The 22,284-nt window shown below is 51.5% G+C and carries 19 protein-coding genes and 3 tRNA genes; 15 read left to right on the top strand and 7 right to left on the bottom strand.

From position 1 onward, the window contains the following. Positions 1 to 18: 18 nt before the first annotated feature. A complete protein-coding gene (locus BGK46_RS14245) occupies positions 19 to 618 on the bottom strand; it encodes a TetR/AcrR family transcriptional regulator (protein ID WP_240531913.1) in 600 nt (199 codons plus the stop codon). Between the two features lie 129 nt (positions 619 to 747). On the opposite strand from BGK46_RS14245, the gene rep reads away from it, so the two are divergent. After that, positions 748 to 2,769 (top strand): DNA helicase Rep, encoded by a 2,022-nt coding sequence (rep, locus tag BGK46_RS14240; protein WP_069590328.1) that lies wholly within the window; start codon positions 748 to 750, stop codon positions 2,767 to 2,769. A gap of 55 nt (positions 2,770 to 2,824) precedes the next feature. Here the strand turns inward: rep and BGK46_RS14235 are convergent, their stop codons facing one another. Continuing rightward, positions 2,825 to 3,259 (bottom strand): c-type cytochrome, encoded by a 435-nt coding sequence (locus BGK46_RS14235; protein ID WP_069590326.1) that lies wholly within the window; start codon positions 3,257 to 3,259, stop codon positions 2,825 to 2,827. A 322-nt stretch (positions 3,260 to 3,581) separates the two neighbouring features. On the opposite strand from BGK46_RS14235, the gene BGK46_RS14230 reads away from it, so the two are divergent. The 8 genes from BGK46_RS14230 to BGK46_RS14195 all read left to right on the top strand — a co-directional run bounded on the left by BGK46_RS14230 (position 3,582) and on the right by BGK46_RS14195 (position 10,896). Next, positions 3,582 to 3,658, top strand: a tRNA-Arg gene (locus BGK46_RS14230). Positions 3,659 to 3,692: 34 nt separating this feature from the next. Then, positions 3,693 to 3,768, top strand: a tRNA-His gene (locus BGK46_RS14225). A 25-nt stretch (positions 3,769 to 3,793) separates the two neighbouring features. Beyond that, positions 3,794 to 3,870, top strand: a tRNA-Pro gene (locus BGK46_RS14220). Between the two features lie 753 nt (positions 3,871 to 4,623). Beyond that, positions 4,624 to 6,342 (top strand): ABC transporter ATP-binding protein, encoded by a 1,719-nt coding sequence (locus BGK46_RS14215; RefSeq protein WP_069590324.1) that lies wholly within the window; start codon positions 4,624 to 4,626, stop codon positions 6,340 to 6,342. Between the two features lie 92 nt (positions 6,343 to 6,434). Continuing rightward, a complete protein-coding gene (locus tag BGK46_RS14210; protein WP_069590322.1) occupies positions 6,435 to 7,988 on the top strand; it encodes an ABC transporter substrate-binding protein in 1,554 nt (517 codons plus the stop codon). 56 nt (positions 7,989 to 8,044) lie between these two features. After that, complete coding sequence (locus BGK46_RS14205) at positions 8,045 to 9,022, top strand: ABC transporter permease (RefSeq protein WP_069590320.1); 978 nt, start codon at positions 8,045 to 8,047, stop codon at positions 9,020 to 9,022. 3 nt (positions 9,023 to 9,025) lie between these two features. Then, the gene (locus BGK46_RS14200; RefSeq protein WP_069590317.1) at positions 9,026 to 9,964 is read left to right on the top strand and encodes an ABC transporter permease; all 939 of its coding nucleotides are present in this window, start codon (positions 9,026 to 9,028) and stop codon (positions 9,962 to 9,964) included. Positions 9,965 to 10,083: 119 nt separating this feature from the next. Next, positions 10,084 to 10,896, top strand: a complete 813-nt coding sequence (locus tag BGK46_RS14195; RefSeq protein WP_069590314.1) for a hypothetical protein — start codon at positions 10,084 to 10,086, stop codon at positions 10,894 to 10,896. Positions 10,897 to 10,970: 74 nt separating this feature from the next. Here the strand turns inward: BGK46_RS14195 and BGK46_RS14190 are convergent, their stop codons facing one another. The 4 genes from BGK46_RS14190 to hemC are packed head-to-tail and all read right to left on the bottom strand — an operon-like array spanning position 10,971 to position 14,983. After that, positions 10,971 to 12,167, bottom strand: coding sequence for a heme biosynthesis HemY N-terminal domain-containing protein (locus tag BGK46_RS14190; RefSeq protein WP_069590312.1), 1,197 nt, complete (start codon positions 12,165 to 12,167; stop codon positions 10,971 to 10,973). Further along, complete coding sequence (locus BGK46_RS14185) at positions 12,164 to 13,294, bottom strand: uroporphyrinogen-III C-methyltransferase (protein WP_069590310.1); 1,131 nt, start codon at positions 13,292 to 13,294, stop codon at positions 12,164 to 12,166. Before BGK46_RS14185 ends, BGK46_RS14190 begins: the two co-directional genes overlap by 4 nt. Further along, complete coding sequence (locus BGK46_RS14180) at positions 13,287 to 14,051, bottom strand: uroporphyrinogen-III synthase (RefSeq protein ID WP_069590309.1); 765 nt, start codon at positions 14,049 to 14,051, stop codon at positions 13,287 to 13,289. Before BGK46_RS14180 ends, BGK46_RS14185 begins: the two co-directional genes overlap by 8 nt. Beyond that, positions 14,048 to 14,983 carry a hydroxymethylbilane synthase gene (gene hemC / locus BGK46_RS14175; RefSeq protein ID WP_069590307.1) on the bottom strand — a complete coding sequence of 312 codons (936 nt, stop codon included), beginning with the start codon at positions 14,981 to 14,983 and terminating at the stop codon, positions 14,048 to 14,050. Before hemC ends, BGK46_RS14180 begins: the two co-directional genes overlap by 4 nt. Before the next feature lie 390 nt (positions 14,984 to 15,373). On the opposite strand from hemC, the gene BGK46_RS14170 reads away from it, so the two are divergent. Then, entirely contained in the window at positions 15,374 to 17,959 is a 2,586-nt protein-coding gene (locus tag BGK46_RS14170) for a class I adenylate cyclase (RefSeq protein WP_069590305.1), read from the top strand. Between the two features lie 50 nt (positions 17,960 to 18,009). On the opposite strand, the gene cyaY is transcribed toward BGK46_RS14170, so the two are convergent. After that, on the bottom strand, positions 18,010 to 18,321 hold the full coding sequence (gene cyaY, locus BGK46_RS14165) for an iron donor protein CyaY (protein ID WP_069590303.1): 312 nt from the start codon (positions 18,319 to 18,321) through the stop codon (positions 18,010 to 18,012). A gap of 77 nt (positions 18,322 to 18,398) precedes the next feature. Between cyaY and lptM the strand changes: the two genes are divergently transcribed. Genes lptM through xerC form a run of 5 tightly spaced genes read left to right on the top strand, consistent with a single transcriptional unit; the run spans position 18,399 to position 22,283 of the window. Then, positions 18,399 to 18,509, top strand: a complete 111-nt coding sequence (gene lptM, locus BGK46_RS17910; RefSeq protein ID WP_096630268.1) for an LPS translocon maturation chaperone LptM — start codon at positions 18,399 to 18,401, stop codon at positions 18,507 to 18,509. A gap of 24 nt (positions 18,510 to 18,533) precedes the next feature. Beyond that, on the top strand, positions 18,534 to 19,787 hold the full coding sequence (lysA, locus tag BGK46_RS14160; RefSeq protein ID WP_069590302.1) for a diaminopimelate decarboxylase: 1,254 nt from the start codon (positions 18,534 to 18,536) through the stop codon (positions 19,785 to 19,787). An 8-nt stretch (positions 19,788 to 19,795) separates the two neighbouring features. Then, positions 19,796 to 20,626, top strand: a complete 831-nt coding sequence (gene dapF / locus BGK46_RS14155; RefSeq protein ID WP_069590300.1) for a diaminopimelate epimerase — start codon at positions 19,796 to 19,798, stop codon at positions 20,624 to 20,626. After that, positions 20,623 to 21,315 carry a DUF484 family protein gene (locus BGK46_RS14150; protein ID WP_069590298.1) on the top strand — a complete coding sequence of 231 codons (693 nt, stop codon included), beginning with the start codon at positions 20,623 to 20,625 and terminating at the stop codon, positions 21,313 to 21,315. The genes dapF and BGK46_RS14150 overlap by 4 nt, the downstream gene beginning before the upstream one ends. After that, complete coding sequence (gene xerC, locus BGK46_RS14145) at positions 21,312 to 22,283, top strand: tyrosine recombinase XerC (protein ID WP_069590295.1); 972 nt, start codon at positions 21,312 to 21,314, stop codon at positions 22,281 to 22,283. The genes BGK46_RS14150 and xerC overlap by 4 nt, the downstream gene beginning before the upstream one ends. The last annotated feature ends 1 nt before the right edge of the window (position 22,284 follow it).

Below are 22,284 nucleotides of genomic sequence, written 5' to 3'. Positions count from 1 at the left end.
AGTTAGCTCCGAACGTCGTTAGTGAAGAGAAATTGCATCCCAGCAAGCGCGAATTGCATCTGCGATAGCATCATCGTTCAGGGTTATAACACCCCGAACCTGTTTGCGAGCTAAACAAACCGCCGGTTCTAGCCCGAGAGCGATCAAAACGTCATCGTCCATGGGTTTGAATAGCCTTTGGTCTTTACCTTGTTGAATCACCCGATAAAGGTCAGCAAATGCGATGCGTTCCTGCTGAGTGTGTGCATGGTCATCACGTGGTAGTGCTTCGAATTGATCACGTGATAACAGGAGGTGGTCGCGCTGTAACATCATGTGCCAAGTATTGCGCCATAGGCGTTCAAATTGGTCGCGCAGCGTTGGTTCATCCTTAACCCCATGTTGAATGTTTGTCGCGCATTGCATCATCAGATGTGCAGATAATTGACGGAGTAAGTCATCCTTGTCATCGAAATAGCGATAAATGGTGCCAGCTGCTACGCCAGCATGCTTGGCGACTTGCTGCATCGAGACTTTATCGAGCCCACGTGTCGCAATGAGTTGTTCAGTGGCCGACAAAATTTGGGTGCGTTTATCCATACTGTGCATGGTATCAATAGTGAATGAACGTTCATTCATTTTAGTCTGTTTTTTGCGCGAGTGACAAGCGCAAAGTGTAGTCAATCTTTGCGACAAGCGCGCGTAAGATAGACATGTGAGTGTTTCCCTCTACAATGCCAACTCAGGTTAAAAAGAGGCGTTGTCACCATGAAACTTAACCCCGCGCAGTCCGATGCGGTGCGCCATATTTCCGGCCCTTGCTTGGTTTTAGCGGGAGCCGGTTCAGGAAAAACACGTGTTATTACCCACAAAATCGCCTATTTGGTTCAACAGTGTGGGTATAAAGCGCGTCATATTGCGGCGGTCACCTTTACCAACAAAGCAGCGCGAGAAATGAAAGAACGTGTCGCGCAAACGCTCGGCAAGCAAGAGTCGCGTGGCCTGATGGTGTCAACCTTCCACACCCTAGGTCTGAATATCATTCGGCGAGAATATAAAACCTTGGGGCTCAAGGCGGGCTTTTCGCTCTTTGATGACCAAGACCAATTGGCCTTGCTCAAAACCTTGACCGAAGATGAGCTGGATAATGATAAAGACTTGCTGCGTCAATTAGTGCATACCATCTCGAATTGGAAAAATGCGATGCTGGGGCCTGATGAGGCACTGGCGCAGGCGCAAGGTGAGCGCGATCAGTTATTCGCTGCCTGCTATGCGCGTTATCAAAAACAAATGCGGGCGTATAATGCGTTGGATTTTGATGACTTGATATTAATGCCGGTGGCGTTACTTAGTCAGAATCAAGCGGTTCGGGAGCGCTGGCAAGCACGCATTCGTTACCTGCTCGTGGATGAGTATCAAGATACCAATACCAGCCAGTATCAGTTAGTAAAACTGCTGGTAGGCGAGCGTGCGCGCTTTACGGTGGTTGGGGATGACGATCAGTCGATTTACTCATGGCGAGGCGCCCAGCCGAAAAATCTCGTTTACCTGCAGCAAGACTTTCCGCGCTTGCACGTGGTGAAATTGGAGCAAAACTACCGCTCAACCAGCCGTATACTGCGTGCCGCCAATATTTTGATTGCCAATAATCCGCATGTTTTTGAAAAAACGCTTTTCTCAGCATTACCTGATGGGGACATGCTAAAGGTATTGACGGCGAAAAATGAAGAGCATGAAGCCGAGCGTGTGGTGGGTGAGCTGATTGGCCATCGCTTTCTGGGACGCACCCAGTATAAAGACTACGCCATCCTTTATCGTGGAAATCATCAGTCTCGTCTCATCGAAAAAGCGCTGATGCAAAACCGCATCCCGTACAAAATATCGGGCGGCACCTCCTTTTTTGCTCGCGCAGAAATTAAAGACATCATGGCTTATTTGCGCTTGCTGACCAATCAAGACGATGACAACGCCTTTTTACGTATTGTGAATACTCCGCGACGCGAAATCGGCCCTGTCACACTGGAAAAACTGGGTAGCTACGCAAACCAGCGAGGCAAAAGCTTGTTTGCGGCGAGCTTCGAGTTAGGACTGACGCAGCATTTGTCGGGCCGAGGATTGGCCTCGTTACAGGCGTTCACACGTTGGATTGTTGAATTGTCCGATCAGGCTGAACGTGGCGATACCGTTGCCGCAGTACGAGCGTTGTTGCGTGATACCCATTACGAAGACTGGCTATATGAGACCTCGTCCAGCCCTAAAATGGCGGAAATGCGGATGAAAAATGTCTCGGATCTCTACAGCTGGATAGTGGCTGATTTAGAGGGCGATAATCCGGACAACACCGAGCGCAGTTTACGAGAAGTGGTTCAGCGCCTTACGCTGCGCGACATGATGGAGCGAGGTGAAGACGATGATGATGCTGATCAAGTGCAGCTGATGACCTTACATGCGTCTAAGGGGCTCGAATTTCCCTATGTGTATATGATTGGTATGGAAGAAGGCTTGTTGCCTCACCAGTCGAGTATCGACGAAGACAATATCGATGAGGAGCGGCGTTTGGCGTACGTGGGGATCACGCGGGCACAAAAAGCGCTGACTTTTGTCGTCTGTAAAGAGCGTCGCCAATTTGGCGAATTGATTAAGCCGCAGCACAGCCGTTTTCTCGACGAATTGCCGTTTGAGGATGTGGAATGGGAGATGAACAAAAAGCCCGTTTCACAACAAGAGCGCATGGAGAAGGGACAAGCCGCGATCGCGAACCTAAAAGCGATGCTAAACCAAAATAAATAAGCGCCGTTGATACGGCGCCTCTTATCACTCAGTCGAACGCAACAACCATTCCGTCTTAGAGCGCGTCTAGCATGTGCTCAATCGCGGCAACGATCTCGTCGTCAGAGCAGTCCATACAGGTGCCTTTGGCAGGCATCGCATTAAAGCCGTTGATAGCGTGTTTGGTGAGGGTTTCCATGCCTTTGTCGACACGAGGCCCCCAAGCGGCGGCGTCACCGGTTTTTGGTGCGCCTGCTGCGCCTGTGCTGTGACACGCAGTGCAGTAAGTATTATATACCTGATCGCCGGTACGTGGACCCGTCGGTTCAGCGGCAGCCGTTTCGACCGGGGCTTGACCGTCAAGGTATACATCACCAACCGGGGCAATGCGCTCGGCAATGGCGGATTTTTCACTCTCTGAGACTTCAAGCGCCTGTGCGGCTGAAGCAAACATGAAGGCAGCCACAGAGGCAACCATGATATGACGTAGACTCTTTCCCTTTGCGCTCACAATGACACTCCCACATTACTGGTGGCTTACGCCTTTTTCGTCTTATTTTGTCGCCAACCTCAAAGGGTGAATCAATGAAGACGTGATTCGGCCGCGACATTCATATTTCTCTACGGGCTCACCCAAACAGGGTAGGTTAACCCCGTGTAAAGATTAGGTGATTATAGCGCTTTAGATTGTTACGTTAAACCGTTATAGTAGAGACCTAACTGACGATTTCTACGCAATTTGTCCAAAAAGAGACCAGTCAGTAAAAAAATTAAAAAAAGTGCTAGACGGCTGGTAACGATATCCGTAATATTCGTCACCGCCAACGGGGCAAGCGCCCGTAGCTCAGTTGGATAGAGCGTTGGCCTCCGGAGCCAAAGGTCACAGGTTCAAATCCTGTCGGGCGCGCCATTCCGGGATAGAAATAGATGGCAAAAAATCAGTGGTGGCTGTAGCTCAGTTGGTAGAGCCCTGGATTGTGATTCCAGTTGTCGCGGGTTCAAGTCCCGTCAGCCACCCCATTATTCTCGCTGAAAGCGAAAATGTCGGTGAATAGCGCAGTTTGGTAGCGCATCTGGTTTGGGACCAGAGGGTCGGGGGTTCGAATCCCTCTTCACCGACCATTATTACAAACCCTAGCCTAACGGCTGGGGTTTTTTCGTTTATACCTGTTCGTTTGGGATAGCGGGTCGGGGGCCGGAAGCCCGGTCGCATCGAATTCCTCTTCACCGACCACTATTATGAACCCTAGCCTAACGGCTGGGGTTTTTTCGTTTTTAGGTCTGCTTATCATGATAGATGTGTCTGTGTTGATGCCTGTCTGATTAACCCGCCTTACTTGCCTATTTATTTTTTGTCGCGATGATGCGGCTTCATGAAGAAAAAGTCAGAAATTAGAGCTTAATCAAGAATCCCACACAGAAAAAACCCTGAATCTGCCCGATATCAGCGGCTACGCGATACTGCTGCTATACCTAAGATTAGACAGGGTAAAACACTGCCATTCTTATTATTGATAAAACAGATAACAATTTATGCCGTGAATATCAGCGTAAAGCACTGGCAATGTTTTATGAGTGTTAACAGGTTGGGCTTTATCTTATGCGTAATTTGTTTTACAACTGTGACACGGTAATGAGTCTGTATTTCACTGATATGAAATATGTTTTGTATCTTTTGGGGTGAATTTACAGAGAATGGCTGTGAATGATTATTCGACCTTTAAGCAGGATTATGGCATATCCTGCTGTGTTGTTGATTTTTTGTGAAATGTTTGCCAGATTGGAATCCCCCTATTTTTTACTGGGTATCGGTTGAACAGGGCTCAGTCTGGACAAGGAGTACATCGTCACATTCGACGATGCCAAGGATGATAAATGGCACTGCTAGAAGTAAATAACCTACGAATAGAGTATCCGTCTCGTCATGGCGTACATGCGGCAGTGAAATCACTGTCATTTACCATTGAACGCGGCGAGATCGTTGGTGTGGTCGGTGAGTCCGGCGCGGGTAAGTCGACGGTTGGCAACGCGGTGATTGACTTACTGAGCCCACCGGGACGGATAGCCAGCGGCGATGTGTACCTCGATGGCAAAAAGATTTCTGGTCTGACGCCCAATGAAATGCGCAAGGTTCGTGGGGATAAGATTGGCTTTATCTTCCAAGACCCCATGACATCGTTAAACCCACTGTTCACGGTGGAGCAGCAGCTGACTGAAACCATTCTTACCAATTTAAATGTGACTCAGCAGCAAGCCTATCAGCGGGCGTTGACCTTGATGGAGCAAGTGGGGATTCCGGATCCAGAAATCCGCATTAAACAGTACCCCCACCAATTCTCTGGCGGCATGCGCCAGCGTGTGGTGATTGCTATCGCCCTAGCCGGTGAGCCCGATTTAATCATTGCCGATGAGCCTACCACTGCATTGGACGTATCAATACAGGACCAAATCCTGACGCTCATCCGTGACTTGTGTCAGCAGAAAAACGTCGGCTGTATGTTGGTGACCCATGATATGGGTGTGGTCGCGAATGTCACTGATCGCGTTGCAGTGATGTATCGCGGTGATTTGGTGGAAATTGGCACCACCCGACAAGTACTCGGTGAGCCACAACATCCTTACACGCAAAGTCTGATTTCAGCGGTACCACGCTCAGATATCAAGCTTGATCGCTTTCCACTGGTTAACTATATCGAAGAAGCTGGCGAAACCGTCGAGCTGGATATTAAAAATCATTGGTTGGGGCAAAGCCAAGATCAGCGCGCTTATACCGGGCCGTTATTGCAAGTCAAAGACGTATCGCTGCGTTTTGTTACCAAAGATTCGTTATTTGCCAGCCGTCGCGAATATGTTCAAGCGTCTGATCATGTCAGCTTCGATATTGTCGAAGGTGAAACCTTCGGGCTGGTGGGCGAGTCAGGATCGGGTAAGTCGACCATTGCCCGTGCGATTACGGGACTGTATCCGCCCAATACCGGACAAATCATTTTTGAAGGCATTGATCTCACCGCGATTAAGAGCGAACGGGCGCGACGTCCGATTCGTCGTCAAATGCAGATGGTGTTTCAGAACCCGTATTCGTCAATGAATCCGCGGATGAAAATCTATGACATTATCGCCGAGCCCATTCGCTTCCACCGCTTGGCAGACAATGAGTCTCAGATCCGTCAGATCGTGGGGGATTTATTGGATCATGTTGGATTAGGACGTGGCGCGGGGATCAAATACCCTCACGAGTTCTCTGGTGGTCAACGTCAGCGGATTTCAATTGCCCGCGCACTGGCAACGCGCCCGCGCTTATTGATTTGTGATGAACCTACGTCGGCGCTGGATGTGTCGGTGCAGGCCCAAATTCTAAACCTGCTTAAAGACCTACAAGACGAGCTCAATCTCACCATGCTGTTTATCAGTCACGATTTGCCAGTTATTCGACAAATGTGTGATCGCATTGGTGTGATGCGCAAGGGTCAGCTGTTGGAAGTGGCACCGACCGAGCAACTATTTACCGATCCTCAGCATGAATACAGCCGCAAGCTGATTTCATTGATGCCGGAATTTAAGGGAATGAGCACGGAAGGTTTGCAAACGGCATAGTTAGCCTGTGCCGTCGCGGTCAGATGGCCGCAATTGATTACCGATGCAAACACAGCAGGGGACACTCCCCTACGCATAAAGGAGCTATGCAAATGAAAACAATGAAGAGCAAGATTGCCGTGGCGCTGATGGCCGCAGGCCTAAGCTTTAGCGCAGCCGCGGCGGATATCACCATTGCTTACGATGCGGATCCTGTCTCACTTGACCCGCATGAGCAACTGTCTGGTGGCACGTTGCAGCTTTCTCATATGGTCTTTGATCCGCTAGTCCGTTTCACCCAAGAGATGGACTTTGAGCCACGCCTCGCGACCTCTTGGGAGCGCATGGATAACAAAACGGTGCGCTTTAATTTGCGTGAAGGTGTGACGTTCCACTCTGGTAACCCATTTACTGCTGATGATGTCGTTTGGACGTTCAAGCGCCTCAAATCCTCGCCAGACTTCAAAGGGATCTTCACCCCGATTGTTGATATTAAAAAAGTCGATGCGCATACGGTAGACGTGATCACGGATGGCACCTACCCATTGGTTGAAAACGTGATGACCTATGTCTTCCCGATGGACAGCAAATACTACAGTGGTAAAACCGAAGACGGGCGTGACAAAGCAGAGCTGAAGAAAAATGGCTCAACCTATGCGTCAACACACCTGTCAGGGACCGGTCCTTACGTGGTTGCCGAGCGTGAGCAAGGCGTTGTCGTGGAATTTAAGCGCAACGAAAACTACTGGGACAAAGAAAGCGAAGGCAATGTCGACAACATCACCTTACGCCCAATTAAAGAAGACGCCACCCGCGTCGCTGCCTTGTTGTCAGGTGATGTGGATATGATTGCGCCGGTGTCACCGAATGATTACCGCCGTATCGAACGCTCTGATAACTTGCAGTTGGTGACCATGCCAGGGACGCGCGTGATCACTTTCCAAATGAACCAAAGTGTTGTTGATGAGTTTAAAGACCCGCGTGTTCGTCAAGCGGTTGCTTATGCGGTCAATAACGAAGGTATCGCGCAAAAAATCATGAAAGGCGCCGCCACGCCAGCTAGCCAGCAAAGCCCCGTCGGGTATGCAGGCTACAATGCTGATCTAAAGCCGCGTTATGACTTGGCCAAAGCGAAAAAGCTGATGGAAGAGGCGGGTTACCCAGATGGTTTCTCGATCACCATGATTGCGCCGAATAACCGTTATGTGAACGATGAAAAAATCGCTCAAGCGGTTGCGGCGATGATGGCGAAGATTGGGATTAAGGTCGATCTGCAAACTATGCCAAAAGCGCAATACTGGCCAGAGTTTGATAAGTGTGAAGCGGGCATGCAAATGATCGGCTGGCACCCAGATACTGAAGACTCCGCCAACTTTACCGAGTTCTTGACCATGACCCGCAATGCGGACACAGGTAAGGGCCAGTACAACTGTGGTCACTACTCAAACAGTGAAGTCGACAAACTGGTCACGGCGGCGAACTCAGAGACCGATCTCGAGAAGCGCAGTGCCATGCTGCAAAAAGTCGAGAAGATCCTGTATGACGACGCTGCTTTCCTTCCTCTGCACTGGCAGGATCCATCATGGGCCGCCAAAAATAACGTCAACATCAAACCGATTGTTAACGGTATGAACTTCCCTTATTTCGGCGATTTGGTCGTCGAGTAAGGGTGTAAAAGGGGGCCTGATAAGGCCCCTTCATCTCCAATCGCTTAGAGGCAAACATGGTAACGTTTTTAGTCAAACGTCTGGTTCAGGCACTGGTAGTGATGTTTGTGATCAGTCTGGTGGCGTTTGCTATCCAGGACAACCTCGGCGACCCCTTGCGGGAGCTGGTGGGGCAATCAGTATCAGAAGCGGAGCGTAACGCGCTGCGCGATGAGATGGGACTTAACGATCCCTTTATTACCAAGTACACCCGTTTTATCGGTAAAGCGGTACAGGGCGACTTGGGAAATTCGTACTTCTTTAAACGTCCCGTGGTGGACGTGATTTTAGATAAGCTGGTAGCGACACTGGAGCTCGTCGCTGGGGCGGCGTTAATTATCGTTGTCGTGTCGATCCCACTTGGGGTGTATTCTGCCATTCATCCCAATAGCATTCTCACCAAAGTCATCATGGGCTTCAGTATTGTGGGGATCTCGATACCTGTTTTCTTAACCGCCATCATGTTGATGTATGTGTTCTCGATTGAGTTAGGTTGGTTGCCGTCGTATGGGCGAGGTGAAACGGCCAATTGGCTTGGTTGGGAGTCTGGCTTTTTCACCTTGGATGGCTTGGCGCACTTGGTGCTGCCCGCGGTCTCGCTGGCATCGATCATGTTACCGCTGTTTATTCGCTTAGTGCGCTCTGAAATGCTGGAAGCGCTTGGCACTGAATACGTGAAGTTTGCGCGTGCCAAAGGCTTGCCCCAGAAGAAGGTGTACTACCAGCACGCGTTGAAAAATACCATGTTGCCCGTTGTCACCGTCGGTGGGGTACAAATTGGTACCATGATTGCCTATACCATTTTGACGGAAACTGTCTTCCAATGGCCTGGCACGGGGTTTCTCTTCCTTGAAGCGATTAACCGTGTGGATACGCCACTGATCACCGCTTATGTAATTTTTGTCGGCTTGATATTTGTGGTCACGAATACCTTTGTTGATCTGCTCTATGGCCTTATCAACCCAACGGTCAATCTTACAGGTAAGGAGGCATAGGCAATGACACAAACAACCACTCAGCCAAACCGTTGGCAGCGCTTTTTAGCCTCAGATTTTCTCTATCACTTTAAGCGTGACAAAGTCGCGATGGCGAGTTTTACCGTCTTTGTCCTGTTCGTTTTGTTGGCGCTATTTGCCCCGCTTATTGCGCCGACCAATCCCTACGATCTGACCATGATTGATATTATGGACTCAGAATTACCCCCGGCATGGATGGAGTGGAGCGATCCGCGTTTCCTGTTAGGAACGGATAACCAAGGGCGCGATATTTTATCGACCATGATTTATGGTCTGCGTATCTCCCTGACCATTGGTTTGTGTGCGGTCGGTTTGCAGCTTCTATTGGGTACTGTGATTGGGCTCAGTGCGGGCTATTTTGGCGGACGAATCGACAGCTTTTTCATGCGAATTGCCGATATTCAGTTATCGTTCTCGACCATGATGGTGGCGATCATTGTCTCGGCCATTTTTAAAGCCAGCTTTGGCAGTGAGTTTTACAGCCAATATGCGATCTTAATGCTGGTGGTGATTATCGGGGTGGCGGAATGGCCACAGTATGCCCGCACCATTCGAGCGTCTGTGCTTGCTGAAAAGAAGAAAGAGTACGTCGAAGCGGCGCGAGTGATGGGCTTTCGTTCCCCGCGGATTATGTTCCGCCATATTTTGCCCAACTGTCTTTCGCCCATTTTGGTCATTTCGACGGTGCAGGTCGCTAACGCGATTATGTCGGAAGCGGCGCTATCCTTTTTGGGTTTGGGCATGCCGGTCGATCAGCCGTCTTTAGGCTCACTGATCAGTATCGGATTTAACTATATCTTCTCGGGGTCGTGGTGGATCACCGCCTTTCCTGGCATCGTACTGGTCTTATTGGTACTAGTTATCAACTTACTGGGCGATTGGCTGCGGGATGTCTTCAACCCCAAAATCTATAAAGGGTGAATAAAATGGCTGCGTTTGCAGCCATTTTTGTTGGAAGCTAACAGGCTGAGCAGCGCTCGCTTGAGTCGCCGCGTCACTTTGCTTAAGCTGACAACATTCGGTTTTCAGGAGAGCAAATCATGAGGTGGTTGCGACGTCTTGCGGTGAGTGCCGTAGCAACATGGGCGATCAGTGCGCCAGTGAATGCGGCGCAAACGCCGTGTGCGGTGATTGACCACCAACAAGGCTGGCCCATTATTGGTGAGCAGTGCGATATTGGTGAAGGATTGTGGGGCAACCAAACGCTTGACCCAAATAGCCATGCGTTTTGGATCCAGTGTGGGGCAACGGAAGGTGTGCCATCGCGCGCGTTTTTCCAGTCGCTGCGTCAAGGGTTGCCAGACTTGCCGTTTCAGGTGCATCTCCGTGATGGGCGAGGGCGTTGCCTGATTGGTCCATATGATAACCCTGACGTGGCGCGTTTGGTGTTACAGCGTGTGCGCCAGTTCGGACCCACCCAAAAGGCTGTTATGCGTCAAACACGCCAGCCATTATCGGAACCGGCCGTGATTCGTTTACCCCCTTTAGCGACGCAGGCGAAGTCTGTGACGTCATCATCGATGATGGCAAAATCAACCATGCCAGCGAGCGTGTCCACCATTAACCTGAATCATTTTGGTTTGCCTGAGCCGGAAGCCGGCGATCAGCAATATGTGGAAAAGGATATCAATTGGTTGCGTATTGACTATGCAGGCGCGATGGCACGGTGCCAAAAAGAGGGCATGATGCTGGCAAGCCAAGCTGATTTGACCGCGGTATCTAAGGCCACCGATCAGTTGCCTATGCGTTTACCTTATTGGGTGCAAGGAGCAATGGGCGTGGATGCCCGCACTGGGAAAGTGGTGACACGTAATGCCGATGCGGCGTTAAACGTATTGTGCAAAAAGCGTTGACACTCGGATGAAGAATAACAAACGCCCCGCTTGAAGCGGGGCGTTTTCGTTTGCTTGTGTCTCATTTTCCACGATTAAGCGGCAGGCGGTTGCTCGGGTAGCGCAAGTTTGAGTGCGGTGCGAGAGACATCGCTGGCCGCTTTTCCTTGATTGAGCTTATCCAACACGTCGGCGAGATATGCGTAGTCGGTCACGTCCGCACGATACTCGAGGGCTTTCTCAAAGTGGCTACGTGCGTCTTGCCATTTCCCTTGTTGCATCAGCAACTGTCCTAACGCGCTATGGGTGACAGGATTACGAGAGTCGTACCTGAGGAGCTCTTCGAGCATGACCACGGCGGGATGAATGTCAGGCAGCTTTAAGCTGGGGAGCAGCGCAATCAGGCTGTCTTCCGGACGTTTTTTCAAGGCTTCTCGCAGTAGAATATAGGCTTCAGAGTCCGCGTTGCGCGCCACTAAGTGGCGTACCAGCCCCACCAATAGAGCGGGTTGGCTGCGTTTGATTTTCGAGAGTCGATTCCAGTGGGTTAGCAGCCCCTCGGTGCCTTGTTGGCTGGCAATGTGTGCCATGACACCGAGTTCCGCACGCTCACTGAGTGCTTCCAATTGCGTCCCATCTAGAAGCTGAGCCTTCTTCAGTGTGGGCAGCAAATTCAATAACGCTGACCAATCTTCCAGTTGAATATAGGTGTCTTTAAGCAGGGATAGCATCACCGGGTTTCGAGGATGCTGGCGCTTAATGGCACGCAACGACGCCAGTGCTTCTTCGTACTGACCGCTTTGGCTGTGTAGTTGTGCACGGGTCAGGGCAAGTGCCAAGCTGTTGGCGTTGAGGTCGGCGGCTTGCTGGAGGTATTGATCTCTCGCATGAAGATCTTGACGCTGCTGCGCCGCTTCTGCAGCGGCCAGTAAATTATGCATGGGCGCGTCACTGAAAGGACGGGCTTTTGCTAATAGTTTCTCCGCTTGCTTCCATTCGCCTTCGCGTAATTTCATCAATCCCGTTTGGGTTTGCTTGCGTGCTTTGCGTTGTTTACGTCCTGATAACCAACCGCTCGCGGTGCTACTGAGCGAGAGCAGCTTGCGCAGCACCCACTCGAGCACCCATAACACCCCAATCAATCCAATAATGAGGATAATCAGAGTGGTAACACTCATCTCAAGTGTCTGCTCGGCAGCAGAGATCAGCACATACCCTTGTTGACCAGCAAGCTCCGGACCGACGAGCAGACCGGCAACCAGCGCTAAGACAAGCAGTAGGAGTTTAATCATGACTGACCTCCTGTGAGTGGCGCGATGTCTCGACGCAGTCGGGTGTCGATTTCATCACTGACCAAGGCTTGGCTTTTTAGCTTGTTAGGTAAATCGATGCCGATTCTTTGCTGGTCGAGTGCATCGATTTGCTCGACAAAGCGTTCCGTCACAGTCGCATCTTGGTTATAAAAGCGTAGTGTCCAATCTTTGGCCATACCCAAGGCCTCATGATACAAGGCATCATTGCCTTGATAGACCGCGCGCATCGCTTGATCGAGCTTGTTCTTGACGTTCTCTTGCAGATAGTAGCTTTGTGTTGGCGACAGCAGCGGGACAACATTGCCATCACGTTTGCGGTAGGTAACAAAGTTATCGACAAAGTCTTTCACGGAGGTAGTGAGGTTGGTTTGCCAGTCATTGACCGATTCGCTCACCACCGGCTTCTCGGTTTCAATCGCGTCAGGGATCACCGCATTGGCAAGCGGTAAGGTTTCGACCTGCTGTTGCATACTGGTTAAACGCAGCACGATGCCGTCGCGATCAATCCGTTTTACTGCTTTTAGCGCCGTAATGTCGTCGGCCATGGCCTGACGAATAGGCATCAAAGAAGGATCGTTGAGCTGGGCAATGCGATGGTCGGCCGCTTCCATCAGCGCGGTGGCGCTTTGCGCGTCATGCTCGAGCCAAATCTTGCGTCCGGCCATACGAATTAGGTAATCCGCTTCGGCAAGCAGCCAGTCATTCGGACGGCGCCCTTTCACTTCGGCTACCGCTTTTTGCAAGCTCTTCAAGGTATTGTCTTGTTGCGCTAGGCGTGTTTGGGTGTCATCAATCACTTGCGCGCGCGCTTTTGCTGCCGCCTGTTGCTGGTCATTCAGGGCTTGCTCAAGGCGTGTAATCTGCGCTTGCTGCGCGGATAGCGTATTTTGCAGCACGGTGGCTTGTTGGTGGCCGTGGTAGAAAAGCCAACCACTCGACCCTAGCGCGATGGCGATGGCAACTGCACCTAATATTAGTCCGCCTCGGCTGCGTGTGGCAGGTTTAGGCTTATTAGGCGCCGCTTTACTGTGCGAGGCGTGCGTATCTGGTGAAGAGGGAGTCGTGGCCTTGCTTTGCTTGGTGTCGGTGTTTTTGTTGTCAGTCATCCGAAAGTCCCGTTTTTCTTAACCTCAGCAGCGTGTTAACCAGTGCGTCATTGGCCACGCTGTCAACGGTCGTAATCGTGTCAAAACCGAGCGCAGTCGCTTGATCTTGAATCCTTTTACTGGGCACCAGTATACGGCATTGGCGCAGCCAGTGCTGTCCGCTCAGTGTGATAAGTTGATCAAAGTGGGCTAATTGTTGACCACTGGTTACCACCACGGTGGTAATCGTGTCTTGTGGCCAGCTTACTACTTGCGATACTAAAGGCTCAATCGCCCATTGTCGTAGATAGGCCTCGCAATAGTGAACTTGCGCGCCTTGCGACTGCAAGGTTTGCCCCATCATATCGCGTCCGCTCTCTCCGCGCAGAATAACCACCTGCTTCCCTTTTATCACCTTAAAAGACGCTAATGAGAGCATGCCTTCGCTGTCTTCTCGCGCAGGATACTGTACCGGCTGGTTGGCAACCTGCTGCCATTCGTTGGCCGTGCGCTGCCCGACGGCCACATAATGACAATGACGCGGCCACGCTAACCCCTGTTGCTGCAGGGCTTGATGGGTAAATGCGACCGCGCGGGGGCTAACGGCCACTAACACACTGCCTGCGGGGAGAGAGGAAAGTAGCGCGGACAGTGACGGTAAATCTCGCCCCGGCGTAAAGCTAACCAGTGGGCAAGGCAAGGCCGCCAGCTTGTGTTGGGCAAGCTGGTCGACTAATTGGCTGCAATCCGGCTCGGGGCGAACAACAACAATGGTCATGCGTCGTCTTGATAAAGCTTATCCAAGATTTGACGTGCGCCTTGGGCGAGCAGTTGCTCGGCGAGATCGGTGCCCAGTTGTTCGCCTTTCTCGAGCGGCCCTGTAATTTCGCCGCGCAGAATGGTAGAGCCATCGGGCTCACCGACTAACGCACGTAGCCAGATTTTGTCGCCTTGGATTTCTGAATAACTGCCAATCGGCACCTGACAGCCGCCTTCAAGGCGATTGTTCATCGCGCGTTCGCACAATACGCGTTGAGTGGTGTTGGCGTCAGACAGCGGGGCCAACAAGGTACGAATACGTTCATCATCCAATCGACATTCAATCCCTACGGCACCTTGGCCAACCGCGGGTAAGATCACTTCTGGCGGGATTTCGCTGCGAATGCGATCGTGTAAGCCCAGTCGTTTTAACCCGGCTGCCGCGAGGATGATGGCGTCATATTGGCCATCGTCGAGTTTACCGAGACGCGTGCCGACATTGCCGCGCAATGTATTGACCACCAAGTCTGGGCGGCGCTCACGAAGTTGGGATTCTCGACGCAAGCTGGAGGTGCCTACCACCGCCCCTTCGGGCAATGCATCAATGCTGTCGTAATGATTAGAGACAAAGGCGTCACGCGGGTCGCCACGTTCACAAATGGTGACTAGCCCCAGTCCTTCAGGAAATTCGACTGGAACGTCTTTCATCGAGTGCACGGCGATGTCGGCGCGACCGTCGAGCATGGCTTGCTCGAGCTCTTTAATAAACAACCCTTTACCGCCAATCTTGGCGAGCGGCGTGTCCAGAATCACGTCACCTTTTGTGACCATCGGCACCAGCTCGACGGATAAACCTGGGTGTGACTGCTCAAGAGCCGCTTTAACAAACTCCGCCTGCCACAAGGCCAGAGGGCTTTTGCGTGTCGCAATGCGTACGGGGGTTGAATACATGATTTGCTTTCCTTCTTACACAATGGCGCCCATCCTATCATTGGCGCTGCGCTGGGCGTAATCTCTCCTGACGCGTTTGCGCATTTATGGCGTGCTGGTCGCGATATAGGTGAAAAAATGTGATCAATCGCTTATTATTACAGCAAATTGTTACTTGGAAAGACGGCATTTTTGCTGGTCTACGACTAAGGTTGTAGAGCGAAAAAGATTGATGTTGGTCTCAAAAATCGCCTATAGTGCGGCATAGATACCACCACACAGGCATCGGGGTTATTGGCTTTACCCGAGTTGTCTAGAGTGTTACATTGATCACGTTTTGTTATCTGCAATTGGGCGGATACGGTGAAGACAGTAACGTCGACCTGTTGACCGGGATGTCAACGAATCTGGATGATTGCCTTGCAAACATACGTTGAACAGCAAACTGAACGCATCGAGGCGTTTAACCGTGTGAGAATGGATCGCGCGCGGTCAGCCATGAGCCGGCAGGCTCAAGCGGTTTTCGATGTGCTACCAGTGCTTTTACACCTAAACCATCCGGCTTTACCGGGGTTTTTTGACGACAGCGTGCCCTTTGGCATTGCCGATTACGAGCTTGATGAGACACAACGTCAGTTTGTCTCAGATTGCCTGATCCACACAGACACCCGTTTCTCCTCTCTAACTGCGCGTTTTGAGCACGATCAGCGTCTGCCAATTAAAGGCATGTATACCATGGGCAGTACCGGGTCCATGGGGCAAAGCTTGACCAGTGACCTCGATATTTGGGTGTGTGTGGATGCCTCCGTCAGTGCGGCGCAGCGCGAGATGCTGGATGCCAAGTGCACCGCCATTTCAGAGTGGGCCCTCAACCAAGGGGTAGAAGCGAACTTTTTTGTGGTCTGTGAGGGCCGTTTTCGCCACCACTTGTCACAGGCGATGACCAGTGACAACTGTGGCACCAGTCAGCATTTTCTTTTGCTGGATGAGTTTTATCGTTCCTCCATGCGACTCGCCGGCCAAAAACTGTTGTGGTACATGGTGCCACCAGAGATGGAAGCGTGCTACGAAGACTACGTGGATACGCTGGTCGCTGACCATGGCCTTGACCGTCGAGATTGGGTCGACTTTGGTGGTCTGCCGACCATCCCAGCCGAAGAATATTTTGGCTCAAGCTTGTGGCAACTGTATAAAAGCATTGATTCACCGTACAAGTCTGTCCTCAAAGCAATTTTGCTCGAAGCCTACTCATGGCAGTATCCCGGCACCCAGCTTCTGAGTGTGGATGGCAAACGCCGTTTCTATGCCGGATGGGTCGATGTGTATCAGTCCGACGCCTATTATTTGATGCTGGAAAAAGTCACCCGTTATTTGGAATCCATTGGTGACACCCGTCGTCTCGACCTTGTACGTCGTTGTTTTTATCTAAAAACCCATGAGAAATTGACGCAGGCGCCGTCGACCGGCTCGGTCGCATGGCGTCGTGATGTGTTGCGATTGCTAACCCGTGAGTGGGGCTGGGATGAACAGGCGCTGGCCTACCTCGACAACCGCCGTTACTGGAAAGTCGAGGAGGTAAAATACGCGCACAACGAGCTGCTTGACGCCTTGATGCAAAGCTATCGGAACCTGATCCGCTTTGCTCGTCGCAACGATATTACGTCCGCGATTAGCCCGCAAGACATCAGTATTCTCGCGCGTAAACTGTATGCCGCCTTTGAAGAATTGCCGGGTAAAGTGACCTTATTGAATCCGCAAATTTCGCCGGATTTACATGAATCGGATCTCACCTTTATTCAGGTCTCGGAAGGGCGCACCAATGCGCCGGGTTGGTATTTGTATAAGCACTCGCTTGATCCGGTCGATATCATTGGTCGCGCGCCGCTAGAGCACAATGCTTATTTATCCAAGCTGGTGGCGTGGGCGTTTTTTAACGGCTTGCTGACGGAGTCAACCCATTTGCACACCGTGGTGCGCGATGCGGATGTTGATATCGATACCTTGTATCAGCTAGTCAGTGACATGCGTAACACCTTCTCATTACGTCCACCGCGCCCGACACTGGATGCGCTGTCGAGTCCGTGTGAAATTCGCCAGCTCGCGTTGTTTGTCAATTTAGAGCAAGACCCAACATCGGCATACAAAAAACCGTCGATGCGTTTTGACTTCAAAAACAGTGATATTTTCAGCTACGGCCCCGAACAAACCTGTTTGGTGGGGAGTGTCGATCTCGTTTATCGCAACTCGTGGAATGAAGTTCGGACCCTGAATTACCGTGGCGATGATGCCATTTTGGAAGCATTGAAAACCATGCTGGGCAAAATGCACCAAGATGCGCTGCCCCCAGAGTCTGTGGACGTGTTCTGCTACTCAAGCAAGATGCGTGGCTTAATTCGTAATCTGGTCTATCAATTGGTCGCTGAGTGCATTGAATTGCGCTTAAAACCAATTGAAAAGGAAAAGCGCCGCCGATTTAAAGCCTTACGCATCGGTAAGCAGACTCATGGTTTGTTTTTCGAACGTCGAGGCGTGTCAGTACAGCGGTTAGAAAACTCGGTTGATTTTTATCGCTGTATTTCCACCAACAAGGTCAACGGCACGCCGGTGATGGTGGTCGACAACCCACAAGATGTGCATCCGCCTGAAGTGGTTGATGCTTACGCCAGTGAAGGCTTGGTGCAGTTTTTCTTTGAAGATTGTACCAATGGTTACAACCTGTATATTCTCGACGAAAACAATCGGGTGGAAGTGTATCGTCAGTGTAGCGGGGACAAAACTGAGATGGTGCAAGGGGTAAACCGTTTCTATACATCTTCTCATGACTGCTACAGCTACAGTGCCAATTTTATCAACTTTAACTTGCCGCAGTTTTATCAAATCGTGACCGATGAGCAGGGTGAAACCCAAGCCTTGCCCTTTAAATGCGATCCACAATGGCAGCCGCCGCGACAGCCGCCACATCAGGGATTAGCCGGTCAGGTAGCGTCGTTTAAATAGTCAACGAGCGCGGCCCGTGGGGCTCGCGCTGTGTCGATTGTCCATTAAGATCACCAAGAAACAGGTTCGCCTGCGTGCTTGCTGCACTCTTGCTGCACCAGATCCATCAACACGAGTCCCGTTTTGCTGCAGATCCATTCGCCGTCTTTGAGGGCAAAGTGGAATCCACCGCTTTTCGACGCGAGCCAGATTTCTTGCATCGGCTCTTGGCGGTTAATGATGATTTGGCTGCCATCATCGAACTCCAGCGTCATTACGTTGCCAACGCTTTCATAATCGATGTCGGCGCCTGAGTCATCGATACCTTCTTCAATGGCCTGCATTTGTAAATCGACCAACTGATGATATTCCGTTGTGTTCATCCCGTTACATCCTATTGCTTTTCATGGTTGTGATGCGATTATAGAGGGCATTGACTCGATAATCACTGGCATTCACTATGCGAAAACTCGTCATTTTACTGATGTTCACTGGCATCATGACACTGACCGGCTGTGGCCAACAAGGGCCCCTGCATTATCCGGACGAACAACCGACGCAAAATCAATAACCAACGACGACAGGGAAGAACACCTTGGATTATTTCAATTATCAGGACGACGGCCAGCTGTGGGCCGAATCATTGCCTTTGACCCAGCTTGCCGATGATCACGGTACACCCTTGTACGTCTATTCACGTGCAACCTTTGAGCGCCATTGGCACGCATTTGATCGCGCCGTGGGCGATCATCCGCATTTGGTGTGCTATGCCGTCAAGGCAAACTCCAATATCGGTGTGTTAAATGTGCTGGCACGCTTGGGGTCAGGATTTGATATTGTCTCTCAAGGTGAACTCGAGCGCGTGATCGTCGCCGGTGGTGATCCTGCGAAAGTGGTGTTTTCTGGCGTGGGGAAAACGGCCGCAGAAATGCGTCGTGCACTGGAAGTGGGCATCAAATGTTTCAATGTGGAGTCCCACTCTGAACTCGACCGCTTAAATCAAGTCGCGGGCGAGTTGGGTGTGCAAGCGCCGATATCGTTGCGTATTAACCCTGATGTGGATGCCAACACCCACCCCTACATCTCGACGGGCTTAAAGGAAAATAAGTTTGGCATTGCTTTTGCGGAGGCGTTGAATAGTTTCCGTTATGCAGCCAGCTTGCCACACCTTAAGGTCGAAGGCATTGACTGTCATATCGGCTCGCAACTGACCGAACTCGCGCCTTTTATTGAATCTACCGACCGCTTGTTGGCGTTGATTGATACCTTGGGTGATGAAGGCATTACAATTCGTCATCTGGATGTGGGTGGCGGATTAGGCGTGACCTATAGTGACGAGAAGCCGCCTCAGCCATCTGAGTATGCCAAAGCGTTGTTGGCGCGTTTGGACAATCATCGTCATCTTGAGCTGATTTTTGAGCCGGGCCGTGCGATTGCCGCCAATGCGGGGGTGTTGCTGACCAAGGTTGAGTTTCTCAAGCACAGTGAGCACAAAAACTTTGCCATTATCGATGCGGGGATGAACGATTTAATTCGTCCGTCACTGTATCAAGCCTATCAAGAAATCATTCCCGTGGTGCCGCGCCAAGGAGAGCCGCAAACCTATGATTTAGTAGGACCAGTTTGCGAAACGGGTGATTACTTGGGCAAAGACCGCTCGCTGGTGTTACAAGCGGGTGATTTACTGGCGGTACGCTCAGCCGGCGCATATGGCTTTGTGATGGCGTCAAACTATAACTCACGCTGCCGCCCCGCCGAGGTCATGGTTGATGGCGACCAAGCTCACCTTGTGCGCGAGCGCGAAAACTTGGCGTCGCTATGGCAGCTTGAACAGCGCCTACCAGAATAAGGATTGGCATGCAGGTACAGTTTGCAAAAATGCACGGGCTGGGCAACGACTTCATGGTGGTTGACTGTGTCACGCAAAACGCGTTCTTTTCGCCGGATCTGATTCGGCGTTTGGCCGATCGTCATCGTGGCGTCGGCTTTGACCAGCTATTGGTCGTCGAGCCGCCTTACGATCCTGAGACAGATTTCCATTATCGCATTTTTAATCCTGACGCATCGGAAGTCTCGCAATGTGGCAATGGTGCGCGCTGTTTTGCGCGTTTCGTGCGAATGAAAGGGCTAACCAATAAGCATCAGATCAGCGTGAGCACCCAAGCCGGTAAAATGCTGCTGCACATTGAAAACGACAATCAGGTGCGCGTGAACATGGGCGAGCCGGAATTCACACCGGGGAAAATTCCGTTTCGTGCCAACTCACAAGAAAAAACCTACTTGATGCGGGTGGCGGAACAGACCTTGTTTGTGGGTGCCGTGAGCATGGGCAACCCGCATGTCGTAACTGTGGTCGAGGATGTTGACCATGCCGACGTGGACACCTTGGGACCGCTACTTGAAAGTCACGAACGCTTCCCTGAACGGGTCAATGCCGGCTTTATGCAGATCCTTTCCCGCAATGCGATTAAGCTTAGAGTGTACGAGCGCGGCGCTGGTGAAACCCAAGCCTGTGGCAGTGGCGCGTGTGCCGCGGTTGCGGTCGGGATTATACAAGGCCTGCTTGATGAGCAAGTAACGGTGAGTTTACCCGGTGGAGATCTCCGCATTCGCTGGCGTGGGCCGGGTCATCCCTTATCAATGACAGGCCCAGCGACACATGTATTTGATGGACAATTGCAATTATGAATGATGGGGTAGAAGCTTCGACACTGGAAACCATGCCTCTTCGCGATGAGGCGGTGGCAGCGTATTTAAAAGACAATCCAGATTTTTTTATTCGCCATCGCGATTTACTGACGCAGCTGACCGTGCCACATGGCGAGCAAGGTGCAGTATCGCTGGTGGAAATTCAACTCAAGCGCCTGCGTGAGCGGGTGGCGGAGCTGGAAGAAGACATTACCCAACTGATGAGTCTAGGGGCAAAAAACGATGCCCTGTTTCGTGCCTTTGCCGAGGCGCATCAGGCCCTGCTGCGTGCTAATACGCCGCAGGCGGTGCAAAAAGCATTGACGACGCTTAGCGAGCAACTGCAACTGAGCGTCAGCTTACGGGTGTATGCGCCTATCGACGGGCTGCAGACCATCTCACGTCAGGCGGTGGATCAATTAAAGAGTCATCATTTTGCCGGACGTCGTTGTTATCTCGGACGCTTGCGCCGTGTGGATGCTGAAGTAGTGATGGCAACGCCACCGGAGCTCGGCTCTTTTGCGCTGATACCGATTAAAGGGGAAGGCAAAGAGTGGGGACTGTTGAGCTTTGCGAGCGCAGATGGCGGGCACTTTCAGCCAGAAATGGACACCCTTTTTATCGAACAGCTGGCGGCACACTTGGCCATCTTATGTAGCCAGTGGACGAACAAGGGTGAGCGTCAGTGACAGCGGTAACGTCTGACCAAGCGGCTCCCCGTTCACTGACGGTCCCTCTTGACCGCTTTTATCAATATCAACTCAGCGAACGGGGCCTCAGTGCCCATACGCAACGTAATTATCAGCGCCAGTTAGATAAGATTGTCGACTTTCTGACCGCGCGGGGCATCGCCCATTGGCAAGATGTGGATGCCGACTGGGTGCGACAAATTTCGAGCCAAGCCAAACGCGATGGCCTTAAACCGGGCAGTATTGCGTTGCGGCTGTCCGCACTGCGCAGCTTTTTCGACTATCTCGTGCAAACCGAACAGCTTGCCGCCAACCCAGCCAAAGGGGTCGCCGCGCCCAAGCAAGGACGCCAGTTGCCGAAAAACCTCGATGTGGATGAAATGAATCAGCTGCTCGAGGTGGAGCAAGACGACCCGCTGTCGGTGCGGGATCGGGCGATGATGGAGCTGATGTATGGCGCAGGATTGCGTTTAGCCGAGCTGGTTGATTTAAACGTGCGTGATGTCTCGGTACGTAAAGGAGATTTGCGTGTCACCGGTAAAGGAGAAAAAGAGCGCATCGTGCCTTTTTCCGGCATGGCGAAAACCTGGGTGATGAACTGGCTAAAAGTGCGCAACCAGCTCCTCAAAGGGCCAGAAGAGGCACTATTTATCTCTAAACTTGGCCAGCGAATTTCGCACCGTAGCGTGCAAAAACGTATGGCGGAGTGGGGACAAAAGCAGGCGGTGAACAGCCATATTAATCCTCACAAACTACGCCACAGCTTTGCCACTCACATGCTGGAGTCGTCTGGGGATTTGCGGGCGGTGCAAGAGCTGCTTGGCCATGCCGATTTAAGCACCACACAAATTTATACCCACTTGGACTTTCAACACTTGGCGAAAGTGTATGACGCGGCGCATCCCCGCGCCCGCAGTAAAGGGGATCGTAAACCCAGCGCAGGTAAAAAAAACAACTCGGAGTCGTGAT

Origin of the sequence: Salinivibrio sp. SS2, assembly GCF_001722075.1 — a bacterium.
Taxonomy (GTDB): domain Bacteria; phylum Pseudomonadota; class Gammaproteobacteria; order Enterobacterales; family Vibrionaceae; genus Salinivibrio; species Salinivibrio proteolyticus.
The sequence above is the reverse complement of the archived record's forward strand: the minus strand, read 5'-3'. Positions and strand labels throughout refer to the sequence as shown.